At 37.2% G+C, this 22,634-nt stretch carries 18 protein-coding genes; 3 read left to right on the top strand and 15 right to left on the bottom strand.

Going from position 1 to position 22,634, the window contains the following annotated elements; genetic code table 11:
* Nucleotides 1-135: 135 nt before the first annotated feature.
* The 13 genes from ftsZ to mraZ all read right to left on the bottom strand — a co-directional run bounded on the left by ftsZ (nucleotide 136) and on the right by mraZ (nucleotide 15,937).
* The gene (ftsZ, locus tag HCX49_RS24105; RefSeq protein WP_168128360.1) at nucleotides 136-1,821 is read right to left on the bottom strand and encodes a cell division protein FtsZ; all 1,686 of its coding nucleotides are present in this window, start codon (nucleotides 1,819-1,821) and stop codon (nucleotides 136-138) included.
* Nucleotides 1,822-1,961: 140 nt separating this feature from the next.
* Complete coding sequence (gene ftsA, locus HCX49_RS24100) at nucleotides 1,962-3,326, bottom strand: cell division protein FtsA (protein WP_132844597.1); 1,365 nt, start codon at nucleotides 3,324-3,326, stop codon at nucleotides 1,962-1,964.
* A gap of 24 nt (nucleotides 3,327-3,350) precedes the next feature.
* The gene (locus HCX49_RS24095) at nucleotides 3,351-4,193 is read right to left on the bottom strand and encodes a cell division protein FtsQ/DivIB (RefSeq protein ID WP_021190259.1); all 843 of its coding nucleotides are present in this window, start codon (nucleotides 4,191-4,193) and stop codon (nucleotides 3,351-3,353) included.
* Nucleotides 4,186-5,541 (bottom strand): UDP-N-acetylmuramate--L-alanine ligase, encoded by a 1,356-nt coding sequence (gene murC / locus HCX49_RS24090; protein ID WP_168128359.1) that lies wholly within the window; start codon nucleotides 5,539-5,541, stop codon nucleotides 4,186-4,188. Before murC ends, HCX49_RS24095 begins: the two co-directional genes overlap by 8 nt.
* Nucleotides 5,542-5,546: 5 nt before the next feature.
* Nucleotides 5,547-6,650: an undecaprenyldiphospho-muramoylpentapeptide beta-N-acetylglucosaminyltransferase gene (gene murG, locus HCX49_RS24085; RefSeq protein ID WP_168128358.1), complete on the bottom strand. Its 1,104-nt coding sequence runs from the start codon at nucleotides 6,648-6,650 to the stop codon at nucleotides 5,547-5,549.
* Between the two features lie 12 nt (nucleotides 6,651-6,662).
* On the bottom strand, nucleotides 6,663-7,871 hold the full coding sequence (locus tag HCX49_RS24080; RefSeq protein WP_021190261.1) for an FtsW/RodA/SpoVE family cell cycle protein: 1,209 nt from the start codon (nucleotides 7,869-7,871) through the stop codon (nucleotides 6,663-6,665).
* A 35-nt stretch (nucleotides 7,872-7,906) separates the two neighbouring features.
* The gene (gene murD / locus HCX49_RS24075; protein WP_168128357.1) at nucleotides 7,907-9,280 is read right to left on the bottom strand and encodes a UDP-N-acetylmuramoyl-L-alanine--D-glutamate ligase; all 1,374 of its coding nucleotides are present in this window, start codon (nucleotides 9,278-9,280) and stop codon (nucleotides 7,907-7,909) included.
* Nucleotides 9,281-9,284: 4 nt separating this feature from the next.
* The gene (gene mraY, locus HCX49_RS24070) at nucleotides 9,285-10,529 is read right to left on the bottom strand and encodes a phospho-N-acetylmuramoyl-pentapeptide-transferase (RefSeq protein ID WP_132772137.1); all 1,245 of its coding nucleotides are present in this window, start codon (nucleotides 10,527-10,529) and stop codon (nucleotides 9,285-9,287) included.
* Between the two features lie 4 nt (nucleotides 10,530-10,533).
* Nucleotides 10,534-11,991, bottom strand: coding sequence for a UDP-N-acetylmuramoyl-L-alanyl-D-glutamate--2,6-diaminopimelate ligase (locus HCX49_RS24065; protein ID WP_168128356.1), 1,458 nt, complete (start codon nucleotides 11,989-11,991; stop codon nucleotides 10,534-10,536).
* Between the two features lies 1 nt (nucleotide 11,992).
* Nucleotides 11,993-14,116, bottom strand: coding sequence for a penicillin-binding protein (locus HCX49_RS24060; RefSeq protein ID WP_021189602.1), 2,124 nt, complete (start codon nucleotides 14,114-14,116; stop codon nucleotides 11,993-11,995).
* A gap of 9 nt (nucleotides 14,117-14,125) precedes the next feature.
* On the bottom strand, nucleotides 14,126-14,536 hold the full coding sequence (locus HCX49_RS24055; RefSeq protein ID WP_021189603.1) for an FtsL-like putative cell division protein: 411 nt from the start codon (nucleotides 14,534-14,536) through the stop codon (nucleotides 14,126-14,128).
* 20 nt (nucleotides 14,537-14,556) lie between these two features.
* A complete protein-coding gene (rsmH, locus tag HCX49_RS24050) occupies nucleotides 14,557-15,471 on the bottom strand; it encodes a 16S rRNA (cytosine(1402)-N(4))-methyltransferase RsmH (RefSeq protein ID WP_168128355.1) in 915 nt (304 codons plus the stop codon).
* Nucleotides 15,464-15,937 carry a division/cell wall cluster transcriptional repressor MraZ gene (mraZ, locus tag HCX49_RS24045; protein ID WP_031288067.1) on the bottom strand — a complete coding sequence of 158 codons (474 nt, stop codon included), beginning with the start codon at nucleotides 15,935-15,937 and terminating at the stop codon, nucleotides 15,464-15,466. The genes rsmH and mraZ overlap by 8 nt, the downstream gene beginning before the upstream one ends.
* A gap of 519 nt (nucleotides 15,938-16,456) precedes the next feature.
* On the opposite strand from mraZ, the gene aspS reads away from it, so the two are divergent.
* The 3 genes from aspS to HCX49_RS24030 all read left to right on the top strand — a co-directional run bounded on the left by aspS (nucleotide 16,457) and on the right by HCX49_RS24030 (nucleotide 20,910).
* Nucleotides 16,457-18,211: an aspartate--tRNA ligase gene (gene aspS, locus HCX49_RS24040; RefSeq protein ID WP_168128354.1), complete on the top strand. Its 1,755-nt coding sequence runs from the start codon at nucleotides 16,457-16,459 to the stop codon at nucleotides 18,209-18,211.
* Nucleotides 18,212-18,304: 93 nt separating this feature from the next.
* Nucleotides 18,305-19,693 (top strand): LutB/LldF family L-lactate oxidation iron-sulfur protein, encoded by a 1,389-nt coding sequence (locus tag HCX49_RS24035; protein WP_168128353.1) that lies wholly within the window; start codon nucleotides 18,305-18,307, stop codon nucleotides 19,691-19,693.
* A gap of 80 nt (nucleotides 19,694-19,773) precedes the next feature.
* On the top strand, nucleotides 19,774-20,910 hold the full coding sequence (locus HCX49_RS24030; RefSeq protein ID WP_168128352.1) for an acyltransferase: 1,137 nt from the start codon (nucleotides 19,774-19,776) through the stop codon (nucleotides 20,908-20,910).
* 69 nt (nucleotides 20,911-20,979) lie between these two features.
* Here HCX49_RS24030 and HCX49_RS24025 read toward each other — a convergent pair whose 3' ends face one another.
* Together HCX49_RS24025 and HCX49_RS24020 are read right to left on the bottom strand one after the other, a co-directional pair.
* Nucleotides 20,980-21,489 (bottom strand): hypothetical protein, encoded by a 510-nt coding sequence (locus HCX49_RS24025; protein ID WP_168128351.1) that lies wholly within the window; start codon nucleotides 21,487-21,489, stop codon nucleotides 20,980-20,982.
* Between the two features lie 147 nt (nucleotides 21,490-21,636).
* Nucleotides 21,637-22,533 (bottom strand): energy transducer TonB, encoded by an 897-nt coding sequence (locus tag HCX49_RS24020; protein ID WP_168128350.1) that lies wholly within the window; start codon nucleotides 22,531-22,533, stop codon nucleotides 21,637-21,639.
* Nucleotides 22,534-22,634: the final 101 nt, after the last annotated feature.

Below are 22,634 nucleotides of genomic sequence, written 5' to 3'. Positions count from 1 at the left end.
TGCTCTTTTTTAGAGTTTTTACAACATTGCTATTTCATAAATATAATGTATTTCTATATAAATGGTAAAAATTAAAGATACAAAAAAAAGCTATCTCACACGAGATAGCTTTCATATTATTTATGCAAAATTAAACTAATCTACATTGTCATGTAAAAAAGAATTATTGGGTCTAATTTCTGTATTTCCATCTTCAAAAGACAGTGTAAATCTGGAAACCTGAGATTGTGAAGAATGCGGCGTATCATCTAATGACATTTGCTTTCTTTTGTAAGCTGGCTCATTTTCCAATTCCTGAAGACCATTTGAAGATTTTAATTTCATACTCAACTCCTTCAATCTCAAAATACGTTCTTTTGTACGTACCAATTGATCTTCAAAAGAAACTTGCTCCTCTTCCACCTGTTCTATTTCAGCTTTATTATTGACAGAAGCAGAGAAATTATTTGCCTGCTCCTCTTGCGGAGAAACAGATCCAGCAGTGTAATCGTCAAATACCGTAGGCATCTGAAATTGAAATACAGAAGGAGAAGTTTTTAATTGGAAATCATTTCCCTGATTTGCTGACGAAGCCTCTTCTTCGACCACTTCTTCAAAATTTAATTCATGACGAATAATCGAATTCCCTTCAACAGCAACCTGTTGTTGAACAACATTTTTAGGTGCAGAAAACAAATCATTTGTCGGGATAGGAGCTGAAACGTTTTCTGGATTTGTTTGCACAGGATTAACAAGAGGTGTATTCGTAACTTCCTTCTGTACAAATTGATTAACCGGTTTAACAAAAGATGCTACTTGTTCTGCAGCCGTTAAAGGCATCGTAACTTTCGTATTTTCGCGTTCAATATCTCTTTCCTCAGAAGTCTGGAATCCTGTCGCAATAATTGTTACAGATAGTTCCTCGCCAAAGTTTTCATCAATACAATTACCCCAGATTAAATCTGCAGAAAGACCAGCTTTCTCTTGAATATAATCAGTAATAATAGCAACCTCATCCATAGTTACTTCCTTTAAACCAGAAGTAATATTCAGTAAGATATAACGGGCACCTTCAATTTCATTATCTTTTAATAGCGGAGAAGCAAGAGCTCCTTCAACTGCTTTAATAGCTCGGTCTTCACCTTCAGCAACAGCATTACCCATAATGGCAACACCACTATCATTCATCACTGTGCGCACATCTTTAAAATCGACGTTTACATAACCAGGGATAGTAATGATCTCAGCGATACCTTTTGCGGCAGTTGTTAAAATATCATCAGCTTTTGCAAAAGCTGCTGTCATGGTAAGATTCCCAAAAATCTCTCTCAAACGATCGTTAGAGATCACTAAATACGAATCTACATATTTACGCAATTCAGATAAACCTTCTTCGGCTTGCGAACGGCGACGTTTACCTTCGAAAGTAAAGGGAGTTGTAATAATCGCAACAGTCAAAATACCTAATTCCTTAGCTGCTTTTGCCAATACGGGACTAGCTCCAGTACCAGTACCACCACCCATTCCTGCAGTAATAAACAGCATTTTGGTATTAGTACCTAACATACGTTTGATATCGTCAATACTTTCGATAGCTGAATTTTCACCTACATCAGGATCTGCACCAGCACCCATACCTTCTGTCAAACTCATACCCAATTGTACTTTATTAGGTATTGGACTTAACTCCAAAGCTTGAGCATCGGTATTACACACGATGAAATCTACCCCACTAATTCCTTGTTTATACATGTGGTTAACGGCATTACCGCCACCACCACCAACCCCAATAACCTTAATTATTGATGATTGTTCTTTTAACATTTCAAACTGTATTGACATAACTTATCCCTATTTAACTCATAATGACTTCAGTACAAACTTCACCTAAACTCAATATTCGTAATGTAATAATAACATATTTTCAACAATTTTTTTCCACAAATGTTTAAAATGTGGAAAAAAACATAAAGTGTTGAAAACTATTTTTTATCCAAGAAAGTGGCATCATCAATTTCATTGCCATCCTTCATTAATTTTTTGAACCATGTTAGCAAACCATGCTCCTTCTGTTGTTGCTCGCCGACCTCTTTCACAGACTCAACATCCTTCTTTACAACTTTAGGCGCTCTTCTGGTCTCTACTTCATCCTCGTGCGCCTGAATACCCTTCATCAACAAACCTATACTGGTAGCATATAATGGACTTTTCAATTCTTCATACAAAGCCTTTGGCAAAACTTCATTTTTTGCCAAGTATTCATTAGGAAAACCGATACGGCAATCAATGCCAGTGATATATTCAACAAGTTGTACCAAATGTTTCAATTGGGCACCACCTCCAGTAATAACGATTCCACCGATCAGTTTATTTTCATAACCAGAAGATTTGATCTCATAGTACACATGTTCAATAATCTCCTCCATACGTGCTTGAATAATGTATGCAAGATTTTTTACTGAAATCTCTTTAGGTTCACGACCTTTTAATCCGGGAACACAAATTACTTCGTTTTCCTTATTTTCATCAGCTAATGCAGATCCGAATCGTGTTTTTAACAACTCAGCTTGACTTCTCAATACAGAACAACCTTGACGAATATCTTCCGTCACGATATTCCCTCCTAAAGGAATTACAGCAGTGTGACGAATGATTCCTTCATGGAAAATCGCTACGTCTGTAGTACCTCCTCCAATATCAACTAAAACAACACCAGCATTTTTTTCGTCATCATCCAATACAGCTTCAGATGATGCCAAAGGTTCAAGAATTAATTCTGAAACCTCTAAATTTGAATTATCAATACATCTTTTAATATTTCGAATATCCGTAACACGTCCCGAAATAATATGGAAATTCGCTTCAATGCGACGTCCTGCCATACCGATCGGTTCTCGAATACCCGGCTCATTATCGATCGTAAATTCCTGCGGCAACACATGGATAATTTCTTCTCCAGGAGGCAACACTAATTTATACATATCCGAAATAAGACGTTCAATATCTTTTCTTGTAACTTCATCATCGCTATCAGTCTTGGTAAAAATACCACGATGTTGAATACTTTTGATATGTTGGCCAGCAATACCAACATTCACCACTTTGATATCAACATTTGATTGATTTTCGGCTATTTCAACCGCTTCAAGAATGCTGCTCACCGTTTTTTGAATGTTCGCGACCACACCTCGGCTTACTCCTGCCGAATCTGCTTTACCAACGCCTAAAAGTTCTATTTTATTTCCGCCACTACGTCTTCCAACTGTAACGCAAATCTTGGTTGTACCAATATCGAGTCCCACAATAATTGGGTTCTCTCTTTCGATTTCTGCTGATTTTGGATTCATAATATTCTGTATTGATGCTGTATACTATAATGTGTTATTCTTTACTTTCTTCTCCGGATTATGCAGATCATCAAATGTCCAAACACCACGTTTTTCACAAATAATTTGACCTGCATATTTTACATTCACTTTATTGTAAGCGTCAACCCCGACTTTAGGGATTATTTCTTTATAAAATGTCTGCAACAAACTAAACTTTTGGTCTAAAGAATCGGCAGTGCCGATAACAAGCTGCTGATTTCCGACTCGAGGTACCAATTCAATATCTTTATCATTGTTAACAAATACCTGTACAACTTGATTGCTCCACAGCTCATCATTTTCGATAAACTGTGTCACTCGTAATAAATCCTTTACCAGTGTAGAGTTAATCGAATCCAAAGGATTCTTATACCCCTCTTCAATATTACCTGTTGCAATCATGACATGAGGTACATATTTCAATGTAGTTGGTACCTTCAATCCATTTAAATCGATATAATATTCCCGACCATTCTTATTAATGACACGCATAACGACTTCCCGTTGCGCGATATTAATGGCTAGAATACCATCCATATCCAAATGAACCGTTGCCTTAGATACGTAAGGCAACTTTTTCAACGTTTTTTCGATCTTTTCTAAAGGAATATCAAGTAATGGCTTACCAATTATATTGCCATAACTTTTACTGATAAGCGCAGAGATATCTCCTTGATCAATAAAAGCTTCTTTTCCTTCAATAAAAATATTTACCTCACGACATACTTGAAGGTCATCTTTGCGATTGACCAAGGACATCACAATGATTACAGCTATCACACCTAAAAAAAAGAGTGATAAATATAATACGCGATTCCATCGTATGTTGTGTAAATATTTAAGCATGTGCTAAAATTTCCTTCAATGGTTTTACTAATTTATCAATATCACCAGCTCCAACTGTCACCAACAATTCCAGTTTTTCACACTGAGCAATTGCCAATACTTCCTCGGCTGTAACAACAGCTTTTTCCGGTGCCGTGATTTTACTCAACAACCAAGATGAATTTACACCTTCGATAGGTAATTCACGAGCAGGATAGATTTCCATAAGTAGTACACGATCTGCCATAGAAAGCACTTCTGCAAATCCTTCTATAAAATCACGGGTTCTCGTAAAGAGATGTGGCTGAAATACAACTGTCAACTTCTTATTCGGATATAGCTTACGCATCGAGCTCAAAAATGCACGCAACTCTTCCGGATGATGTGCATAATCATCTACATAAATAGCAGACGGACTTCTTACGATATATTCAAAACGTCTTTTAACACCTCTAAAATTCGTTAGTGCAACTTTTATTTTATCATCTGCAATACCCAAAATACGGGCAACAGTTATTGCCGCTACAGCATTTTCAACATTATGCGTGCCCGGTATTCCCAAATGAATATCTTCAATCTTTGCATCTCCTGAAATGTAATCAAAATAAAATTCTCCATCTTTAACATGTACATTAGAAGCATAAACATCTGCAACATCATGTCCAGAATACGAGATTTGACTTTCAAAAGGTAAACCCTTCTTAACAATACGCGTACCACCTTCAACAACTCGATCCAAATACATTTGAAAAGTCGTCAAAAGTTGGCTTGCATCACCATAAATATCCAAATGATCAGCATCAGCTGAAGTCACAATAGCTATATTAGGATGTAAGGTTAAGAATGAGCGATCATATTCATCCGCTTCTACGACGACCACATCATTATTACCATACAAAACATTTGTATCGTAATTGGAACTGATACCGCCTAGAAAAGCAGAGCAGTCAAAACCACTATCCTTTAATATGTGGGCCACCATGGTAGAAGTTGTCGTTTTACCATGTGTACCCGCCACACCAATTGTAAAACGACTTTCACTAATGATGCCTAAAACTTCAGATCTCTTATGTAGCGTATGCCCTACTTCTTCCAGATGATGTTTAATTTTAGAATCTTTAGGAATAGCAGGAGTAAAAATGATTAATGTTTCTTCATTAGAAATATTAAATATCGGATCTATCGTATTGACATCATCAACATACGAAATTTCAATTCCTTCTGACACTAATGTTTTAGTCAATTCCGTTTCCGTACGATCATATCCCTTCACTACGCATCCTAAGTGAGCAAAATAACGAGCAAGTCCACTCATTCCAATTCCACCTATCCCAATAAGATATACTTGTTTGATTGCGTCAATTTTCATTATTTCTACCTTTTATTTGCCAATTTTATAACTTCTTTTGCAATGACTACGTCCGCATCAAGAAGCGCTAATTTCTTTATATTTTGAGCCAAAGCTTTCGATTCAGATTCATTACCGAGCAAAGCAATAGCTGTGTCAAATAATGTTGCTTTTGCCTCGTTATCCTTAACTAATACCGCCGCATGTTTATTCACCAAAGCCATCGCATTTTTTGTTTGATGATCTTCCGCTACATTGGGCGAAGGAACCAATATTACCGGCTTACCAACCACACATAGTTCTGAGATCGTTCCAGCACCTGCACGGCCAATAATCATATCAGCCGCTGCATAAGCGTAATCCATACGTTGCAAGAAAGCAAGCATATGAACACGACCAGAAAGTTTATCTTTCAATTCTTGACTTAATTTATCGAAATAGTAACTTCCACACTGCCATATCACTTGTATATTTGCATCATCAAACTTCCCGAGAGAAGCCATTACACTTTCATTCAAAGTACGTGCTCCTAGACTGCCACCCGTGACTAAAATTGTCTTTTTATCAGCATCTAATCCAAAAAAGGCCAACGCTTCTTCACGCTTACCTTCAATCTCAATAGAAGCACGGCGAATCGGATTACCCGTTAACAATAATCTCTCTGCTGGAAAAAATTGTTCCATACCTTCATAAGCAACACAAATCTTAGCTGCCTTATTTCCTAAGCGCTTATTGGTAACTCCCGCATAAGAATTTTGTTCTTGTACGAGTGTTGGTATATGCAATCGATTTGCTACCATCAATAAGGGGCCAGAAGCAAAACCACCAACACCAACAGCTACATCAGGTTTAAACTCACGGACAATTTTACGTGCTTTGTTCATGCTTTTAAACAGCTTGAACGGTAAAAATATATTTTTCCAAAACTGTTGTCTATTGATCCCTTGAATATCTAATCCCGCAATTTTATAACCTGCTGCTGGAACTTTCTCCATTTCCATACGGCCGTTAGCTCCAACAAAAAGAATTTCATTTTGCGGATCCAATGCTTTTAGTGCATTAGCAATTGCTACTGCCGGAAAAATATGTCCGCCAGTACCACCACCACTTATGATCACACGTATAGCCATTCTTTATATCTTTTATACTGGAATCGTACCAACGACCACTCTTTTTTCCTTTGGTCGTTCATCCAATTCCTGTTTACCTTTTAACTCTTCAATATTTCTACTTACACTTAAGATAATTCCTAATGCAATACTGGTAAATAGAATTGATGTTCCTCCCATACTCACTAAGGGAAGCGGAACACCGGTCACCGGACCCAAACCTACTGCTACTGCCATATTCGCAAATGCTTGAATAGTCAAACTAAAGCCTAGCCCTGCGGCTAAAAAAGCACCAAATGCTTTAGGGCTTAATGTCACAATACGAATACATCTATACATCAAAGCGAGATATAGAAAAATTAAGACGACACCGCCTATTGTTCCATATTCTTCAATGATGATGGCAAATATAAAATCCGAATAAGGGTGTGGCAATACATTTCTCTGAATACTATTACCTGGTCCTTTACCAAAAACACCTCCCGTCGCTATTGCAATCTTCGCATTATTAGCCTGATAGTTTTTATCATCCTGAAATGAAACAGGCATACCTTCCTGTTTATCTTTTTCAACCCCGATAAAAGACTTGACACGACTGTAATAAGTTGCTCGTCTTGGACCGATCGAAACAACAATTATTCCGAGCAATACCACACCGGCAGATACAATAGCGATCTGCTTAAAACTAATACGCCCAATTAAGAGCAGTAATACACATACCCCAAACAACATAATTGCTGTAGACATATTCGCCCAAGCAATTAAAACAAAGACACCACAAACAGCACCCATGATCGGAATAAATGATTTCTTGACATCTTTTATCTCCTCTTGCTTCCTAGACAACATACGAGCTAAGAACGTAATCAATGCCAACTTTGCCAAATCGGAAGTTTGAAAAGTCTGATTAATCACAGGGATCGTAACCCAACGACTTGCATCATTCACCTTACTTCCAAAAATCAATGTATATAAAAGCAATGGAACCGTTATCGCCATCAACAATTTGGAAATACCTGCATAATAACGGTAATCCAGTTTATGCGATAAATACATCAACACAAAACCAACAGCAATTAAAGAGAAGTGCTTGAACAGATATAATTCTGTTCCCTTACCTTCTTTATATGCCAACGTTCCTACAGAACTGTAGACCGCTAACAAAGACCAGCCCGAAAGCAGGATTACAATAATCCATATCCAACGGTCGCCCTTTAATTTAGAAAGTAGATGCTCTACCATATTTAATTACTTTAGATTTATAAAACCTATATCCACTACAACTCCATCACTGCGGCTTTAAATTTATCACCGCGATCTTCGTAATTTTTAAACCAGTCAAAACTTGCACACGCTGGTGACAACAATACCGTATCTCCTTTTTGAGCCAAATGAGATGCTAATTGCACCGCATCTTTCATAGAAGAACTGTTTACGATCAATTCCGTATCATCTTCAAATGCGGCGTGAATAGCCGTATTATCTTTGCCGATACAAACAATAGCACGTACTTTATTTTTAACTAAATCGCGCAACATTTCATAATCATTGCCCTTATCCACGCCACCTAACATCAAAACGATAGGTGTGGATACACTTTCCAAAGCATACCAAACCGAGTTAACATTGGTTGCTTTTGAATCATTAATATAATTAACGCCACCTATACAAGCTACTTGCTCCAAACGATGTGCAATATTAACATATGAGCTCATACTTTCCTTCATAGCTTGATTTCTCAACTCTTGAACCTTAGCAATAAGGCCAGAAGCCATATTGTTGTACACATTGTGTTTCCCTGTCAAAGACAACTCTTCCGTTCTCATAGTAAATGTATCGCTATTAGGTATGTTAATTATAATATCTTTAATTGAAGTCAAATATGCTCCAAATTCTACTTTTTGTTCCTGTGTAAAAGGCAAATGCATTGCTGCAGTATGATGTCTTTTTAAACCTGCTGCTGTTTGTGGATCATCAAGACAATAAATGAAGTAATCGTCTTTTGTCTGATTTTGAATCATTCGAAACTTAGAATCCACGTAATTCTCCACCTTATAATCATAACGATCCAGATGATCAGCGGTAATATTCAAAATAACAGCGATGTCTGCTCTAAATTGGTACATATCATCCAGCATAAAGCTCGAAATTTCCAATACATAAACATCAAATTGCTCACGTGCGACTTGCAGCGCAAAGCTTTTACCGATATTTCCTGCTAATCCTACATGTTTACCTGCATGCTTCAGCATCTCATAGGTCAACATGGTAGTGGTCGATTTCCCATTTGATCCCGTAATACAGATCAATTTAGCGTCGGTATATTGTGCAGCAAATTCTATTTCTGCAATAACAGGAATATGTTTAGCTTTCAACGCAATGACTAAAGGAGCATGTTCCGGAATACCGGGACTTTTCACAACAAGATCCGCCAATAAAATACGTTTCTCGGTATGAGTGCCCTCCTCATAAGTAATCTGTTCTTCATCCAGCTGCACTTTATAGTGCGATGCAATCATTCCCATATCAGAAACAAAAACATCAAAACCTTTCTGTTTTGCCAGTATAGCAGTACCTACACCACTCTCACCTGCTCCAAGAACGATTAGTTTTCCCGACTGTGGATAATATGTTGATGAAATGTTCGCCATACTGTTATCTAATTTTTAATGTTACGATGGTCAAAATGGCCAAAATAATTCCAACAATCACAAACCGGGTTACAATCTTAGCTTCATGATAACCTTTCTTTTGAAAATGATGATGCAAAGGAGACATTAAGAAAATACGTCTTCCCTCACCATATTTTTTCTTTGTGTATTTAAAATAAGAAACCTGCAAAATAACAGAAACCAGTTCCAATAAGAAAACACCGCACAATATCGGGATCAGCAGTTCTTTACGGATCAAAATCGCAAAAGCGGCAATAATACCACCAATAGCCAAACTACCCGTATCTCCCATAAATACCTGAGCAGGATAAGTATTGTACCATAAAAAGCCAACGCATGCCCCAACAAAAGCACCTGCAAAAATCACAAGCTCTCCCGAATTAGGAATATACATGATATTCAGGTAGTCTGAAAAAATAACGTTACCGGACACATAAGCTAAAATGGCTAGTGTAACACCAATAATTGCAGAAGTACCCGTTGCTAAACCATCAATACCATCTGTGATATTTGCACCATTAGATACCGCTGTCACAATAAATACTACAACGACCAAGAATACAATAAACGTTAAAACATTACTATTAAGTCCAAATACCTTAAACACTTTAGCATAGTCAAATTCGTTATTCTTATAAAAAGGAATATTTGTTTTCGATGATTTCACATTCTCTGCATAAGTCTTCTCACCGGTACTCTGATTGATCACAACCTCAACAGGTTTAGTCGAAGTAGGTGATGCAACATTTTGACGTACGACAATTTCTGGATGAAAATACATTGTACATGCAATGAAAATACCTAGACCAGTTTGACCGATTACCTTAAAACGGCCAGCCAGACCTTCCTTATTATGACGAAATACTTTAATATAATCATCCAAAAATCCGACAGCTCCCATCCAAAGTGTAGCAACGATCATAATGATGACATAAATATTCGTCAGCTTCGCAAACAATAAAGTCGGAATTAGAATACCTGCAATAATAATCAAACCACCCATAGTTGGTGTACCTTGTTTCTTTTTCTCCCCCTCTAATCCTAAATCACGGATGGTCTCTCCCACTTGCTTATTCTGAAGTACCTGAATCAGTTTTCCTCCAAAGACAGTCGTGATGATCAATGATGCAATCACCGCCATCGATGTTCTGAAAGAAATATACTGAAACAGTCCAGCTCCTGGAATGTGCACGTATTCGTTTAACCATGTGAATAAATGGTACAACATATTCTTATTCTTCGTTAAATGTTAATTCTAAAATTTCTTTATCATCAAAATGATGGCGTACACCATTCACTTCTTGATACTTTTCATGTCCTTTTCCAGCTATCACAATAATATCACCTGGCTTAGCCAATTGATATGCTACTCGGATAGCCTCTTTACGATCGGCAATAGACAAAACTTTACTCTTTTGCTCAGGAGCAACACCCGCTTCCATCTCTTTGATAATAACAAGCGGATCTTCCGTTCTTGGGTTATCTGATGTAATAATCAGACGATCACTATAACGTAATGCCGACTGTGACATCTCGGGTCTTTTTGTTTTATCACGATCACCACCACATCCCAGTACCGTAATAATCTGCTGACTCTCATTACGTAATTTTTCAATGGTCTGCAATACATTCTCAACAGCATCAGGTGTATGTGCATAATCAACAATTCCGAAGACGCCATTCGGTGCTTTCATGGTTTCAAAACGTCCTTCTGCACCAGTCAAGACACTCATTGCAGTCAATACACGAACAGTTTCTTGCTCCAGCAAAATAGCAGCTCCATAAACTGCCAATAAATTATAAGCATTAAAGCCTCCAACCAATTTCACCCAAACATCATGACCATCGATGTTCATCAACATCCCATCGAAATGACTTTCCACAATTCTAGCACTAAAATCTGCACCAGAATGCAAGCCATATGTCTTTTTATAAGCAAATGTGTTTTGCAACATCACCTGTCCATTACGATCATCTTCATTCGTCAGTGCAAAAGCTGCTGTATCTAAATCATCAAAAAACTTTTTCTTTGCCTTAATGTAACTACTGAAAGTTTTATGAAAATCTAGATGATCATGCGTAATGTTCGTAAAAATAGCGCCTGTAAATTTCAAACCTGCAATCCGTTGTTGCACTACTGCATGCGAACTTACCTCCATAAAACAGTAATCACATCCCTCTTCAACCATTTCACTCAATAAGTGATTTAATTGAATAGGATCAGGAGTTGTATGTGTTGCAGGTATAATACGATCACCGATCTGATTCTGTACAGTTGACAAAAGCCCAACATGATAACCCAATTCTGAAAACAGCTGAAACAACAACGTTGCAACAGTTGTTTTACCATTCGTTCCCGTCACGCCAACCAATTTCAATTTCTTTGACGGATTATCATAAAAATTAGATGCAACAATACCCAAAGCTAATGCTGAATCGGCTACAACAATATAAACAACAGAATCCAACGTCTCTGTCGGCAACTCTTCTACAATTACTGCTCTTGCTCCAAATGCAATTGCTTTTTCAATAAATAAATGCCCATCAGTATGTACACCTCTAACGGCAATAAACAAACTTCCGAACACGACCTGACGCGAATCAAAGCAAAGCGATACTACCTCAACATCTAGTTGACCGACTACCTCCTGTACAGGAATAGCATGTAATATTGATTTTAAATTCTTCATTCTACTTCAGTTCTATTGTTACACCTGTACCAATTGGTAATTTTTGACTTGCAATCAAAGATTGCTTAATCACTTTTCCTTTTCCAATCACGCTTGTTTTAAATCCAGAATTCTCCAGAGCAAACAAAGCATCAATCAACCCCATTCCCATAACATTTGGCACTACACCCTCTTTTATTTGATACTCCACAAATGGAACTCCAAGCGTTGAACTTGTTGAATCATTCTGTGCAATTGAATTCCAATTCACAATTTTTAAACCTAACTGCTCGTACACCTTCTGAGTCGCTTCGCGCGATCCCTTTAATGTTAAAGCCTTCGTATTCAAGGCCGACGTATTTAGTTTTTTTCTATTAAAAGCACTGTGCATATCCAAATCATTTGCATACACCATATCAGCTAGCTCTTTAAAAACCGGTCCCGCTGTTGACGCACCATAATATCCGTTTCTCGGATTTCGAATCACCACGATGATCGAATATTTTGGATCTTCAGCAGGAAAATATCCTGCAAAAGAAGATTGATATTTACGATTACGATATCCCATCGCACCGTCTGCCATTTGAGCCGTTCCTGTTTTACCACCGGAACTATACAATGGATTTCTCAAGGTTTTCCCTGTTCCATCTTTCATCGTACCTTCCAGCATTCCCCTAATTTGTCCCAAGGCTTTATCAGAAGCAATCTTCTCATTAATAACCCTTGCTTCAAATTTTTCAACCGTATTACCTAGGTGTCTGATTTCTTTTACAAAAAGCGGAGAAATCATTCTTCCATTATTCGCTACGGCATTATACAATGTCAACATCTGTAATGGTGTCACTTTTAGCTCGTAGCCATAAGCCATTTGTACAAGTGACAGACCACTCCAACTCTTACTTTTTGGAGTTTTTATCAAGGGAGCTCCTTCTCCCGTTATTTGTAATTTTAATTTCTGATCTAATCCAAAAGAATGCAGCTTAGCTGAAAATTTCCCTGGATTATCTTTATAATGCTCATAAATCAATTTCGTAATACCTACGTTTGACGATTGTTCAAAAGCTTCCTGCGCACTCATTATTGATTTTTTAGGCGCATGTGAATCTTTAATCGTGTGACGGTAGATCGGCCAGTTTCCGTTTCCAACATTCACATGAGTACTCGAATCGATCAACCCATCATCAATAGCAGCCAGATAAGATGCTAGTTTAAATGTAGATCCTGGTTCAGCACTCTGTGCAATCGCAATATTCATTTTTTCACGGTAGACACCATCTTTGTCTTTCGTAAAATTTGCAACAGCACGAACTTCTCCCGTTTTAACCTCCATCATCACAACACAACCTTCATCAGCATTACTTGCTATCATCTGCTTCTCCAAGGCCCTTTGTGCCATATCCTGCATATTGATATCAATGGTTGAGATAATATCAGCCCCATCTACAGGAGCCACTTCAATATCACGGTTAACAGGAATCCATACACCCCCTGCAATTCTTTGCATCAGGCGTTTTCCACTTTTTCCGTCAATATATTCACCATAGGCACCTTCAAGTCCAACATGAATATTTTCTTTGACATTTTTATAGCCTATTGTCCGCGCAGCCAAATTAACAAACGGAAGAATACGCTTATTCTGACGCTCTGTAATCAAACCACCAGGATAACGTTCTTTACCAACACGAACAGCTTTAAGCAACGGAAAATTCCTAATAACTTTCAGGTCTTGATGCGAAACAGCTCGCTTAATCAAGACATAACGTTGCTTTTTATTTCTTGCCTGTTTTAATAATGTCAAATACTGTCTAGAAGATTTATCTTTAAAAAATCCCGACAGTTTAATCGCCAAAGAATCAACTTTCAGATTGAAATAATCGTTTTCCTCTTCCGGAATAGCCATAGCATCAAAGCGCAATTCGTATTCAGGTACAGATGTCGCCAGTAAGCTTCCATCATTAGAGTAGATATTTCCACGAGCAGCCTCTACTTCACGCTCCTGAATGGATAAACTATCTGACAACTCCCGCCATTTATCACCGTCAATATACTGTAAATGAAAAAGCTTCGTAAACACAGCAATCGCCACAAGGACGATTAAACCGAATGCGATATAAACACGAAATAGAATGGTAGTTCTGATATTCATAAACGTCTCCTACTTCTTTTTTTCTTTTACAATTTCGATCTTGATCGGTGGCTCTACCCGCTCTTTCAAACCTAAAGAATCCACACGTTTCGCAATTTCAGTTTGAGTGGACATTTTCATGAGTTCTGCCGAAAGTGATTTATGATCCCAGCTTAACTCTTTAACTTCCTTCCCCAGCTTATCGATATTACGAATCGTACGCTCCGCAAAATGCCTATTTGTAATATAAAGCAACATGAGCAGTGTTACAAACCCAATAAATGGCAGATAATTGACGATGGAATATATAGACAAATTACCAGCAGTAAGTAGCGTCCGCAGAAACTTCTGGGTCTCCTCGGCTTTTTCCTCAACTGCTTCCTGTAGTTCCTCTTGAAGCTCCTCGCTTAATCCCTGCTGTTTTATTGTATTCTTGCCCATCTCGACACTTTATTAAAGCATTAAGCTATCTCCAACTTTTCAGCAATACGCAGTTTCGCACTACGCGATCTATTATTTTCAACCAGTTCTGTATCATTAGCCGTAATTGCTTTACGACTGATAACATGAAATGGTTTTATTTCATTCCCAAAAAAGTCCTTCTCTACATCACCTCTAAACTTGCCCTTAGCCATAAAATTCTTAACCAAGCGATCTTCTAAAGAATGATAAGACATGACCACAAGACGTCCTTCTGATTTTAAAACATCGACCGTCTGTAATAAAAACTCCTGCAGAGCTTCTAACTCTTTATTAACTTCAATACGCAAAGCCTGAAAAACCTGCGCATGATATTTATGCTCTTTCCCTCTAGGCACTAACTTCTTGATCGCTTCCTTTAATTCCGCAACCGTATTAATAGGAGCAGTCAAACGAGCTGTCACAATTGTCTTTGCCAATGTTTTTGCATTAACGATCTCCCCGTACATTCCGAAAATACGATGAAGATCCTCCTCAGCGTAAGTCGCTAATACTGCACGAGCGTCAACATCAGAAATCTGATCCATACGCATATCCAGATCCGCATCAAAACGAATAGAGAAGCCACGGTCAGCGGCATCAAACTGATGAGACGAAACTCCCAAATCAGCTAAAATACCATCCACCTGCTTCACCCCGTTCAAACGAAGATTGTTTTTTAAGAAACGAAAATTTTGATGGATCAAGGTAAATCTAGCATCATCAATTACATTATTTAATGCATCTGGATCCTGATCAAAAGCAAATAACCTGCCCTCAGGTCCCAAGTGTTTCAAAATTTCTCTTGAGTGCCCTCCGCCACCAAAAGTAACATCCACATAAATACCATTTGGCTTAATCGCCAAAGCATCCATGCACTCTTTTAACATTACTGGTACGTGATAAACATTATCCATTCGCTAATCCTCCTAAATCAAAACCTCCCATAACCTGCTCGGCCAAAGCTGAAAAATCCTCTCCAAGATCTCCATTCATAAACTCTTCATATCCGTCTTTGGACCAAACTTCAATTTTATTAACCTGGCAAGCCAAAACAACTTCACCTGTGATACCTGAATAATCTAGCAAACCCTTTGGCAACAAAACACGACCAGCAGCATCCAAACTTAGCTCCGTTGCACCACGTGTAAAATTTCGGATAAACATCCTATTTTTTTCAACGTACTGATTCAACTGAGCTAACCGAGCTGTAATCGCATTCCACTCCTCGCGCGTATAGATCACCAAATGTTTTTCAAATCCACGATTGATCACAAGTCCCTCACGCTCAACATCAGGCAATTGCCTTTTGAGCGCAGCGGGCAACACCATTCTTCCTTTGGTGTCCAACTTGCATTCATATTCGCCAATTAAAAAACTCATTTTGTACACATTGGTTTCAAATTCAATGTAAAAGTATACACTTTCACCCACTTTTACCCACTTTTACCCACAAAAAAGTTTTCCACATAGCCAGCCCGCTACATTTAATTGAAAATTACTTGAGGAAAAAGCAGGCAAAAAGCTAAATATCAGCGCATAAATACAGTTTTTATACCGTTTCAAAAAACGGTATAACACGAAAAAAAAGACCTCAAAAATCACTTTTATTTTCGTCAAACTGGACTGAAACTACGTCAAAAAACATATTTTTTACAAAAAATGACTCAAAAATGGGAGAATGTGGGATAAAAAAACAGTTAAATAAAAACATTAAAATTCATCCTTAAAATACACCAACTAGTTTCAAAATTCACCAATTCTAAGAATGAAAAATTTAATTTACCATGGAAATAATAGCAGCTTCCAAAAGTGTAATGGAGTTTCTTTCAAAAAACAAAATTGCCATTCGTTATTCTCCCTAAAAACAGATAATTTTGTAGTAAAATTAAAATTTAGCGTATGCATAGAACAAACACGTGCGGAGAATTAACAATAGCTGACTTAGGTAAAACAGTAACACTTAGCGGTTGGGTTCAAAAATCTCGCGATTTAGGCGGAATGACTTTCATAGATGTAAGAGATCGCTATGGCATTACACAATTAACTTTTAATTCGGATGACGACGATTCTTTACGCGCTAGCGCACGTGAACTAGGCCGTGAATATGTGATTAAAGTAACTGGAACAGTTATCGAACGTTCGAGTAAAAATCTAAAAATTCCAACTGGAGAAATTGAAATCAAAGTTTCTTCTTTAGAAATATTAAATTCGGCGAAAACGCCACCATTTACCATCGAAGATGAAACCGACGGCGGGGAAGACATCAGAATGAAATTCAGATACTTAGACTTACGTCGTAACCCAGTTCGTGAAAACTTAATTTTACGTCACAAAACAGCTCAGGAAGTTCGTCGTTTTCTTGACGAGCAAAACTTTTTAGAAGTTGAAACCCCTGTATTGATCAAATCAACACCGGAAGGTGCTCGTGATTTTGTTGTTCCCTCTCGTATGAATGCAGGAGAATTCTATGCCTTACCACAATCGCCACAAACATTCAAGCAATTATTGATGGTATCTGGTTTCGACCGGTATTTTCAAATTGTAAAATGTTTCCGCGACGAGGATCTACGTGCAGACCGTCAACCCGAATTTACACAGATTGACTGCGAAATGTCATTCGTAGAGCAAGAAGATGTTTTAAATATATTTGAAGGTTTAGCAAAGCATATTTTCAAAAAAATCAAGAATATTGATTTGGGAGAAGTACCTCGTATGACGTACGCCGATGCGATGCGTTTATACGGTTCTGATAAACCAGATATCCGATTCGGTATGCAATTCGTAGAATTAAATGAAGTTGCAAAAGACAAAGGCTTCCCTGTGTTTGATGCAGCTGAATTAGTAGTTGGTATTAACGCAGAAAATTGTGCATACTATACTCGTAAACAGCTCGATGCATTGACCGATTTTGTAAAACGTCCTCAAGTTGGTGCAACAGGTCTTGTATATGCGCGCTACAATGAAGACGGTACGGTAAAATCTTCCGTTGACAAGTTTTATACACCTGAGCAATTATTAGAATTTGCAAAATTATTTAATGCTAAACCTGGTGACTTATTCCTAATCATGGCCGGTCCAAAGGATAAAGTACGTAAACAATTAAATGAACTTCGTCTTGAAGTGGCCAATCAATTGGGTCTTCGTGATAAAAACAAATTTGCACCACTTTGGGTACTTGATTTTCCACTATTAGAGTGGGATGAAGAATCTGAACGTTACCATGCGATGCACCATCCTTTTACTTCTCCAAAACCGGAGGATATTGCATTATTGGATACTAATCCTGGTGAAGTTAGAGCAAATGCGTACGATTTTGTACTCAACGGTACTGAAGTAGGTGGTGGTTCGATTCGTATCCACGATCGTGAATTGCAATCTTTGATGTTCAAACATTTAGGGTTCACACCCGAAGAGGCACAAAAACAATTTGGTTTCTTAATGGAAGCATTTACTTACGGTGCTCCTCCGCATGGTGGATTAGCATTTGGATTTGATCGTTTAGTTGCATTATTAGCTGGAATAGACTCTATTCGTGACGTCATTGCTTTCCCTAAAAACAATTCAGGAAGAGATGTGATGATCGATGCTCCTTCAACTATCCATCAGGATCAATTGAACGAATTGAGCTTAAATTTGAATTTAAAACTTAAATAATTTGATCGCATCATGCGATAAATAATTTATAAGCGTTATCTTTAAAAGTTGGTAATTTATTACCAACTTTTTTTGTAAAATTAAAAGAATTAGATGTCAGTAAGCTCTGCAGATAAATTTTTAAAAGAAAGTGCGACAAAATCTTTCGACAGTAAACATCGCGATATTATTAACTATAATATCGACAAGTATACTATTGCTTTCGAAAAAGGGAAGAGTAAATTTGTAAATCTGGAGAACTCCCGTTTAGAAGCCAATCTAACAAAATGGAGAGCTATTGAAAATTTAGATAAATATCTACTCGAATTTGAAAGCAAATTTATAGCACGAGGAGGTAAAGTAATCTGGGCCAATAACGCAGAAGAAGCGCGTCAGGAAATCTGGAAGATCATGGAACGAAATAATGCAAAAACTGTTATCAAATCCAAATCCATGGCTTCTGAAGAAATTGAACTCAATCATTTTCTAGAAAATAAAGGAATAGAGGCATTAGAAAGTGATCTCGGTGAATTTATAATTCAATTATTGGATCAAAAACCTTACCACATCGTTACACCGGCGATGCATTTAAGTCTTGCAGATATAGCGCAATTATTCAACGAAAGATTTGGCACTCCGCTCGAAGCAACAGCTGAAGAATTGACAATGAAAGCACGTGAACTTTTACGTGAAAAATATAAAACTGCTGATATCGGTATTTCCGGAGCAAACTTTTTAATAGCAGACACCGGTAGTATTGCCATTACAGAAAATGAAGGAAATGCCCGTCTAACAACAGCTTTCCCAAAAATTCACATTGCTATTGTAGGTATTGAAAAAATATTACCATCGATCAATGACCTTGATTTATTCTGGCCTTTGCTTGCCACTCATGGAACAGGTCAAAATTTAACAGTTTATAATACACTACTGAGCGGCCCAAGACAAGCTTATGAATCTGATGGTCCAGAAGAGATGTATGTCGTCTTACTGGATAATGGACGAACCAATCTATTAGCGCAAAAAGACCAACGTCAGGGCCTTTATTGTATCCGATGCGGAGCATGTCTGAATGTATGCCCTATCTATCAAAATATTGGTGGACACACTTATGAAACGACTTATCAAGGTCCAATCGGTTCACTCATATCTCCACACCTCAGTGGCATGAAAGAGTTTAAACACTTAAGCTATGCTTCATCGCTTTGCGGTAAATGTACAGAAGTATGTCCGGTTGGTATCGATATTCAACGTATGCTGTTGCTAAACCGTAGAGATTCCGTAGCAGAGGATCTATCACCAGCAATCGAGAAAAAAGCATGGAAAGGATTTACTTACTTAATACAAAGGAGAAAGCTGATCGATTTATTCGGCGGAAAGATCAAGAACTTCTTTATTAGTAAATTTTTCAAAAAAACATGGGGAAATAATCGACAATTACCAAAAATCGCAGACAAATCATTTTCCAAACAGTGGAAAGAGCAACAAAAAAATAAAGATTAACAAGATTGTAGCAATTGATTTGAAATCAATTGCTATTTTTTTTCCTAGCTTAGCTCCATCAATAAAAACCTAATTTATTTATGGATTTACAAACAAAAAGAACTTACATTCCCTGGATTGATTTTTTAAGAATCTTCGCTTGCTTTTTAGTCGTACTCTGCCATAGCTGCGATGCATTTGTCGCTTCTTTTGATAATAGCTTTTCTTTTCATACAGCAGTATTCATAGGAAGTCTTGTGCGACCATGCGTTCCTTTATTTGCCATGATGTCCGGTATTTTATTATTTCCGATTAAGACCGACCTCGCTACATTTTATAAAAAACGTATCGGGCGCATCATTATTCCATTATTATTTTGGTCCATTGCACTTCCAGTAGCATTTGCATTATACGCCTATTTTATTCAAAAAAGCCCAAATGGGTTGATTTCAATTGAAAAATACACTGTAGAAGGAACTATGACGAAAATAATTACCTCAATTTTTAATTTCAATTACGATACAACACCCCTTTGGTACATTTACATGCTCATTGGCATTTATTTAATCATACCCATATTTGGTTCATGGTTAGATCGCGCTTCGAAAAAAGACATACAGATCTTTTTAGGCTTTTGGATTGTAACCTTAGTTTTGCCCTACATTAAAATGGCTGCTCCACTATTAGGTTACAACGGCAACTACGGCAATACGGGTATTTGGGGAGTCTGTACCTGGAATGAGTTTGGAACTTTTTATTATTTTTCTGGTTTTATCGGCTACATCATTCTCGCCTACTATTTAGTAAAATTCCCTTTAAATTGGTCTTGGAACAAAACATTATCAATCGCTGTTCCGCTCTTTTTGATCGGATTTGTTATTACTTTTTCAGGTTTCCTAATTACACAAAAATATTTTCCTGCCAACTATGCTAATTTAGAGATCGTGTGGTATTTCTGCTCCATAAACGTCGCGATGATGACTTTTTCAGTATTTATTATTTTTCAAAGATTGAAGGTGCGTGAATCAAAAGCATTAAAAGATTGGTCTCTTGCAACATTTGGGATATTCCTTTCGCACTTTATAATTGTACAGGGTATATCCGATTTGTTTTTCAAAATTCCATATCTACCTGCTGGTCTAAAAATAATTCTCATCGCCGTTATTAGTTTTGTCTTAAGTTACCTAGTGACTAAGCTATTTGACACCAATTCCATAACAAGAAGATTTGTTAAATAAAAAAAGGTCCGCTCTTACGAACGGACCTTTTTTACCAAAAACCAATTAAAACCAAACCATTAAAACAGACTAACTATTTTTTTCGGTTATATCTTTTTTAACCTCTATACTATTTTTTTCACCTTTATTATTTCTGTCCAAACGATCACGACGCATTGGACGATCTTCAGATTTACGCATGCGGTGCTGTTTATGATTTTCAGCAAATGACTCTTTATACAGTTTTTGTTGATCAGGATTTAGATTTTTCATCAACTTTTCACGTTGAGCCATGCGATCCTTCTTCATCTGTTCCATAGCAGCTTTACGATCCGCAAAGTTCTTTTTATCCTTTTTCGCTTGATCCAATTGCAATGAATAGATTTCCTTACGCTGCTTATCCGTAAATTTTAATTTCTGATCTATACGATCCGTACGCAATTGCGCAATTTCTTCTGCTGATTTTTTATCTAACTTAAATTCTCGTTTTCCAGAACGGTGACCATCATGGTTTGCGTTTTCTTTAATATTAGCTTTTTCTTGTGCAAAACCCGCAAACATTGCTCCAGATAGCAACAAACTTAACATTAACTTTTTCATGATATTTTCTATTTAATACTATTAACAACTTTGTCTACTCCATTTTTAATTGATGAGTTTACAGACATTTGTTAATAAGATGTTGAAAACTACCTAAAGTTTAAATCGTCCACTGTTAAATAAAGTTAAACCCTAATAGTAATATATTTATTGAGAGACTGTATTTAACCGAATAGGCAATGTATAGGCTACCCGAACCGGACGACCGTTTTGAACTCCTGGTTTCCATTTTTTTGCTTTGACAAGCAATTCAACAGCAGCTTTCCCTGTTCCATGGGAAACATCACGCTTTACATGGATATCTGTTAGTGTACCGTCTTTCTCTATTACAAATGAAACCTCAACAATTCCACTAACACCTTGTTGTAAAGCGGCTTCAGGATACTGATAATTTTCGCCTACCCATTTCATAAAAGCTTCCATCCCACCCTGCGGTCTTGGCTGAATTTCTATATGCTCAAACCCAACAATAGCATCTGGATCTCCATGTAATGCACCATCTTTGTTAGTGCCGGTTATTCCACCATCCCGTTTTACTGTACCAAACTCACCTCTTGCAATAGATGTTCCATTAGGATTTGCCTTCAAACTCAAGCGTCCCGCCAATTTATTGGTTTTGTTTAGTTCATCTTGCGTCACCACATCTTCTTTTACCATACTTTGAGGAGCAACTTTAGGTTCAACGAAACGAATTACTTCCTCCTTTGGTAAATCTATAGCAACCTGTTGTGGTGCTTCTTTTTCAATAGGAATAGGTTCTACAATTTTGTCTTCCTCCTCTTTTTCCTTCTGTTCAACCTGGGGAGGTAAATCGACAACTGTTATTCGTTCATTTATAATTGGCGCTTCTGATTTGAAATATGTTTTGTATATGCTACTACTTAGCACGATTAAAGCAACTGCACTTAAAACAATTACGACCGACCAGTTCGTTGCCTTATTCGATAAATTACGCAATTCAAAAGCGCCATAAGATTGGTTACGTCCTGCAAAAACGACCTCTAACCATTCCGATTTGTAAATATTCAATTTGGAGTTTAGCATAGCTTTAAAAATTAAGTTTACATTTTAACATATGATGCACAGTAATTAAAATTCCATAAAAGAAAATTTTTCATTTATAAAATTTCCCGTATTTTTAAACC

The organism is Sphingobacterium sp. B16(2022), assembly GCF_012030425.1.
GTDB classification, from domain to species: domain Bacteria; phylum Bacteroidota; class Bacteroidia; order Sphingobacteriales; family Sphingobacteriaceae; genus Sphingobacterium; species Sphingobacterium anhuiense.
The sequence above is the reverse complement of the archived record's forward strand: the minus strand, read 5'-3'. Positions and strand labels throughout refer to the sequence as shown.

Excerpts from the sequence above, each read along its gene's own strand:
- aspS (WP_168128354.1), top strand. The coding sequence starts at position 16,457 with ATGCATAGAACAAACACGTGCGGAGAATTAACAATAGCTGACTTAGGT.
- ftsZ (WP_168128360.1), bottom strand. The coding sequence starts at position 1,821 with ATGTCAATACAGTTTGAAATGTTAAAAGAACAATCATCAATAATTAAG.
- HCX49_RS24065 (WP_168128356.1), bottom strand. The coding sequence starts at position 11,991 with ATGAAGAATTTAAAATCAATATTACATGCTATTCCTGTACAGGAGGTA.
- murD (WP_168128357.1), bottom strand. The coding sequence starts at position 9,280 with ATGGCGAACATTTCATCAACATATTATCCACAGTCGGGAAAACTAATC.
- murC (WP_168128359.1), bottom strand. The coding sequence starts at position 5,541 with ATGAAAATTGACGCAATCAAACAAGTATATCTTATTGGGATAGGTGGA.
- ftsA (WP_132844597.1), bottom strand. The coding sequence starts at position 3,326 with ATGAATCCAAAATCAGCAGAAATCGAAAGAGAGAACCCAATTATTGTG.
- HCX49_RS24095 (WP_021190259.1), bottom strand. The coding sequence starts at position 4,193 with ATGCTTAAATATTTACACAACATACGATGGAATCGCGTATTATATTTA.
- HCX49_RS24060 (WP_021189602.1), bottom strand. The coding sequence starts at position 14,116 with ATGAATATCAGAACTACCATTCTATTTCGTGTTTATATCGCATTCGGT.
- mraZ (WP_031288067.1), bottom strand. The coding sequence starts at position 15,937 with ATGAGTTTTTTAATTGGCGAATATGAATGCAAGTTGGACACCAAAGGA.
- HCX49_RS24080 (WP_021190261.1), bottom strand. The coding sequence starts at position 7,871 with ATGGTAGAGCATCTACTTTCTAAATTAAAGGGCGACCGTTGGATATGG.
- HCX49_RS24025 (WP_168128351.1), bottom strand. The coding sequence starts at position 21,489 with ATGAAAAAGTTAATGTTAAGTTTGTTGCTATCTGGAGCAATGTTTGCG.
- HCX49_RS24035 (WP_168128353.1), top strand. The coding sequence starts at position 18,305 with ATGTCAGTAAGCTCTGCAGATAAATTTTTAAAAGAAAGTGCGACAAAA.
- murG (WP_168128358.1), bottom strand. The coding sequence starts at position 6,650 with ATGGCTATACGTGTGATCATAAGTGGTGGTGGTACTGGCGGACATATT.
- rsmH (WP_168128355.1), bottom strand. The coding sequence starts at position 15,471 with ATGGATAATGTTTATCACGTACCAGTAATGTTAAAAGAGTGCATGGAT.
- HCX49_RS24030 (WP_168128352.1), top strand. The coding sequence starts at position 19,774 with ATGGATTTACAAACAAAAAGAACTTACATTCCCTGGATTGATTTTTTA.
- mraY (WP_132772137.1), bottom strand. The coding sequence starts at position 10,529 with ATGTTGTACCATTTATTCACATGGTTAAACGAATACGTGCACATTCCA.
- HCX49_RS24020 (WP_168128350.1), bottom strand. The coding sequence starts at position 22,533 with ATGCTAAACTCCAAATTGAATATTTACAAATCGGAATGGTTAGAGGTC.
- HCX49_RS24055 (WP_021189603.1), bottom strand. The coding sequence starts at position 14,536 with ATGGGCAAGAATACAATAAAACAGCAGGGATTAAGCGAGGAGCTTCAA.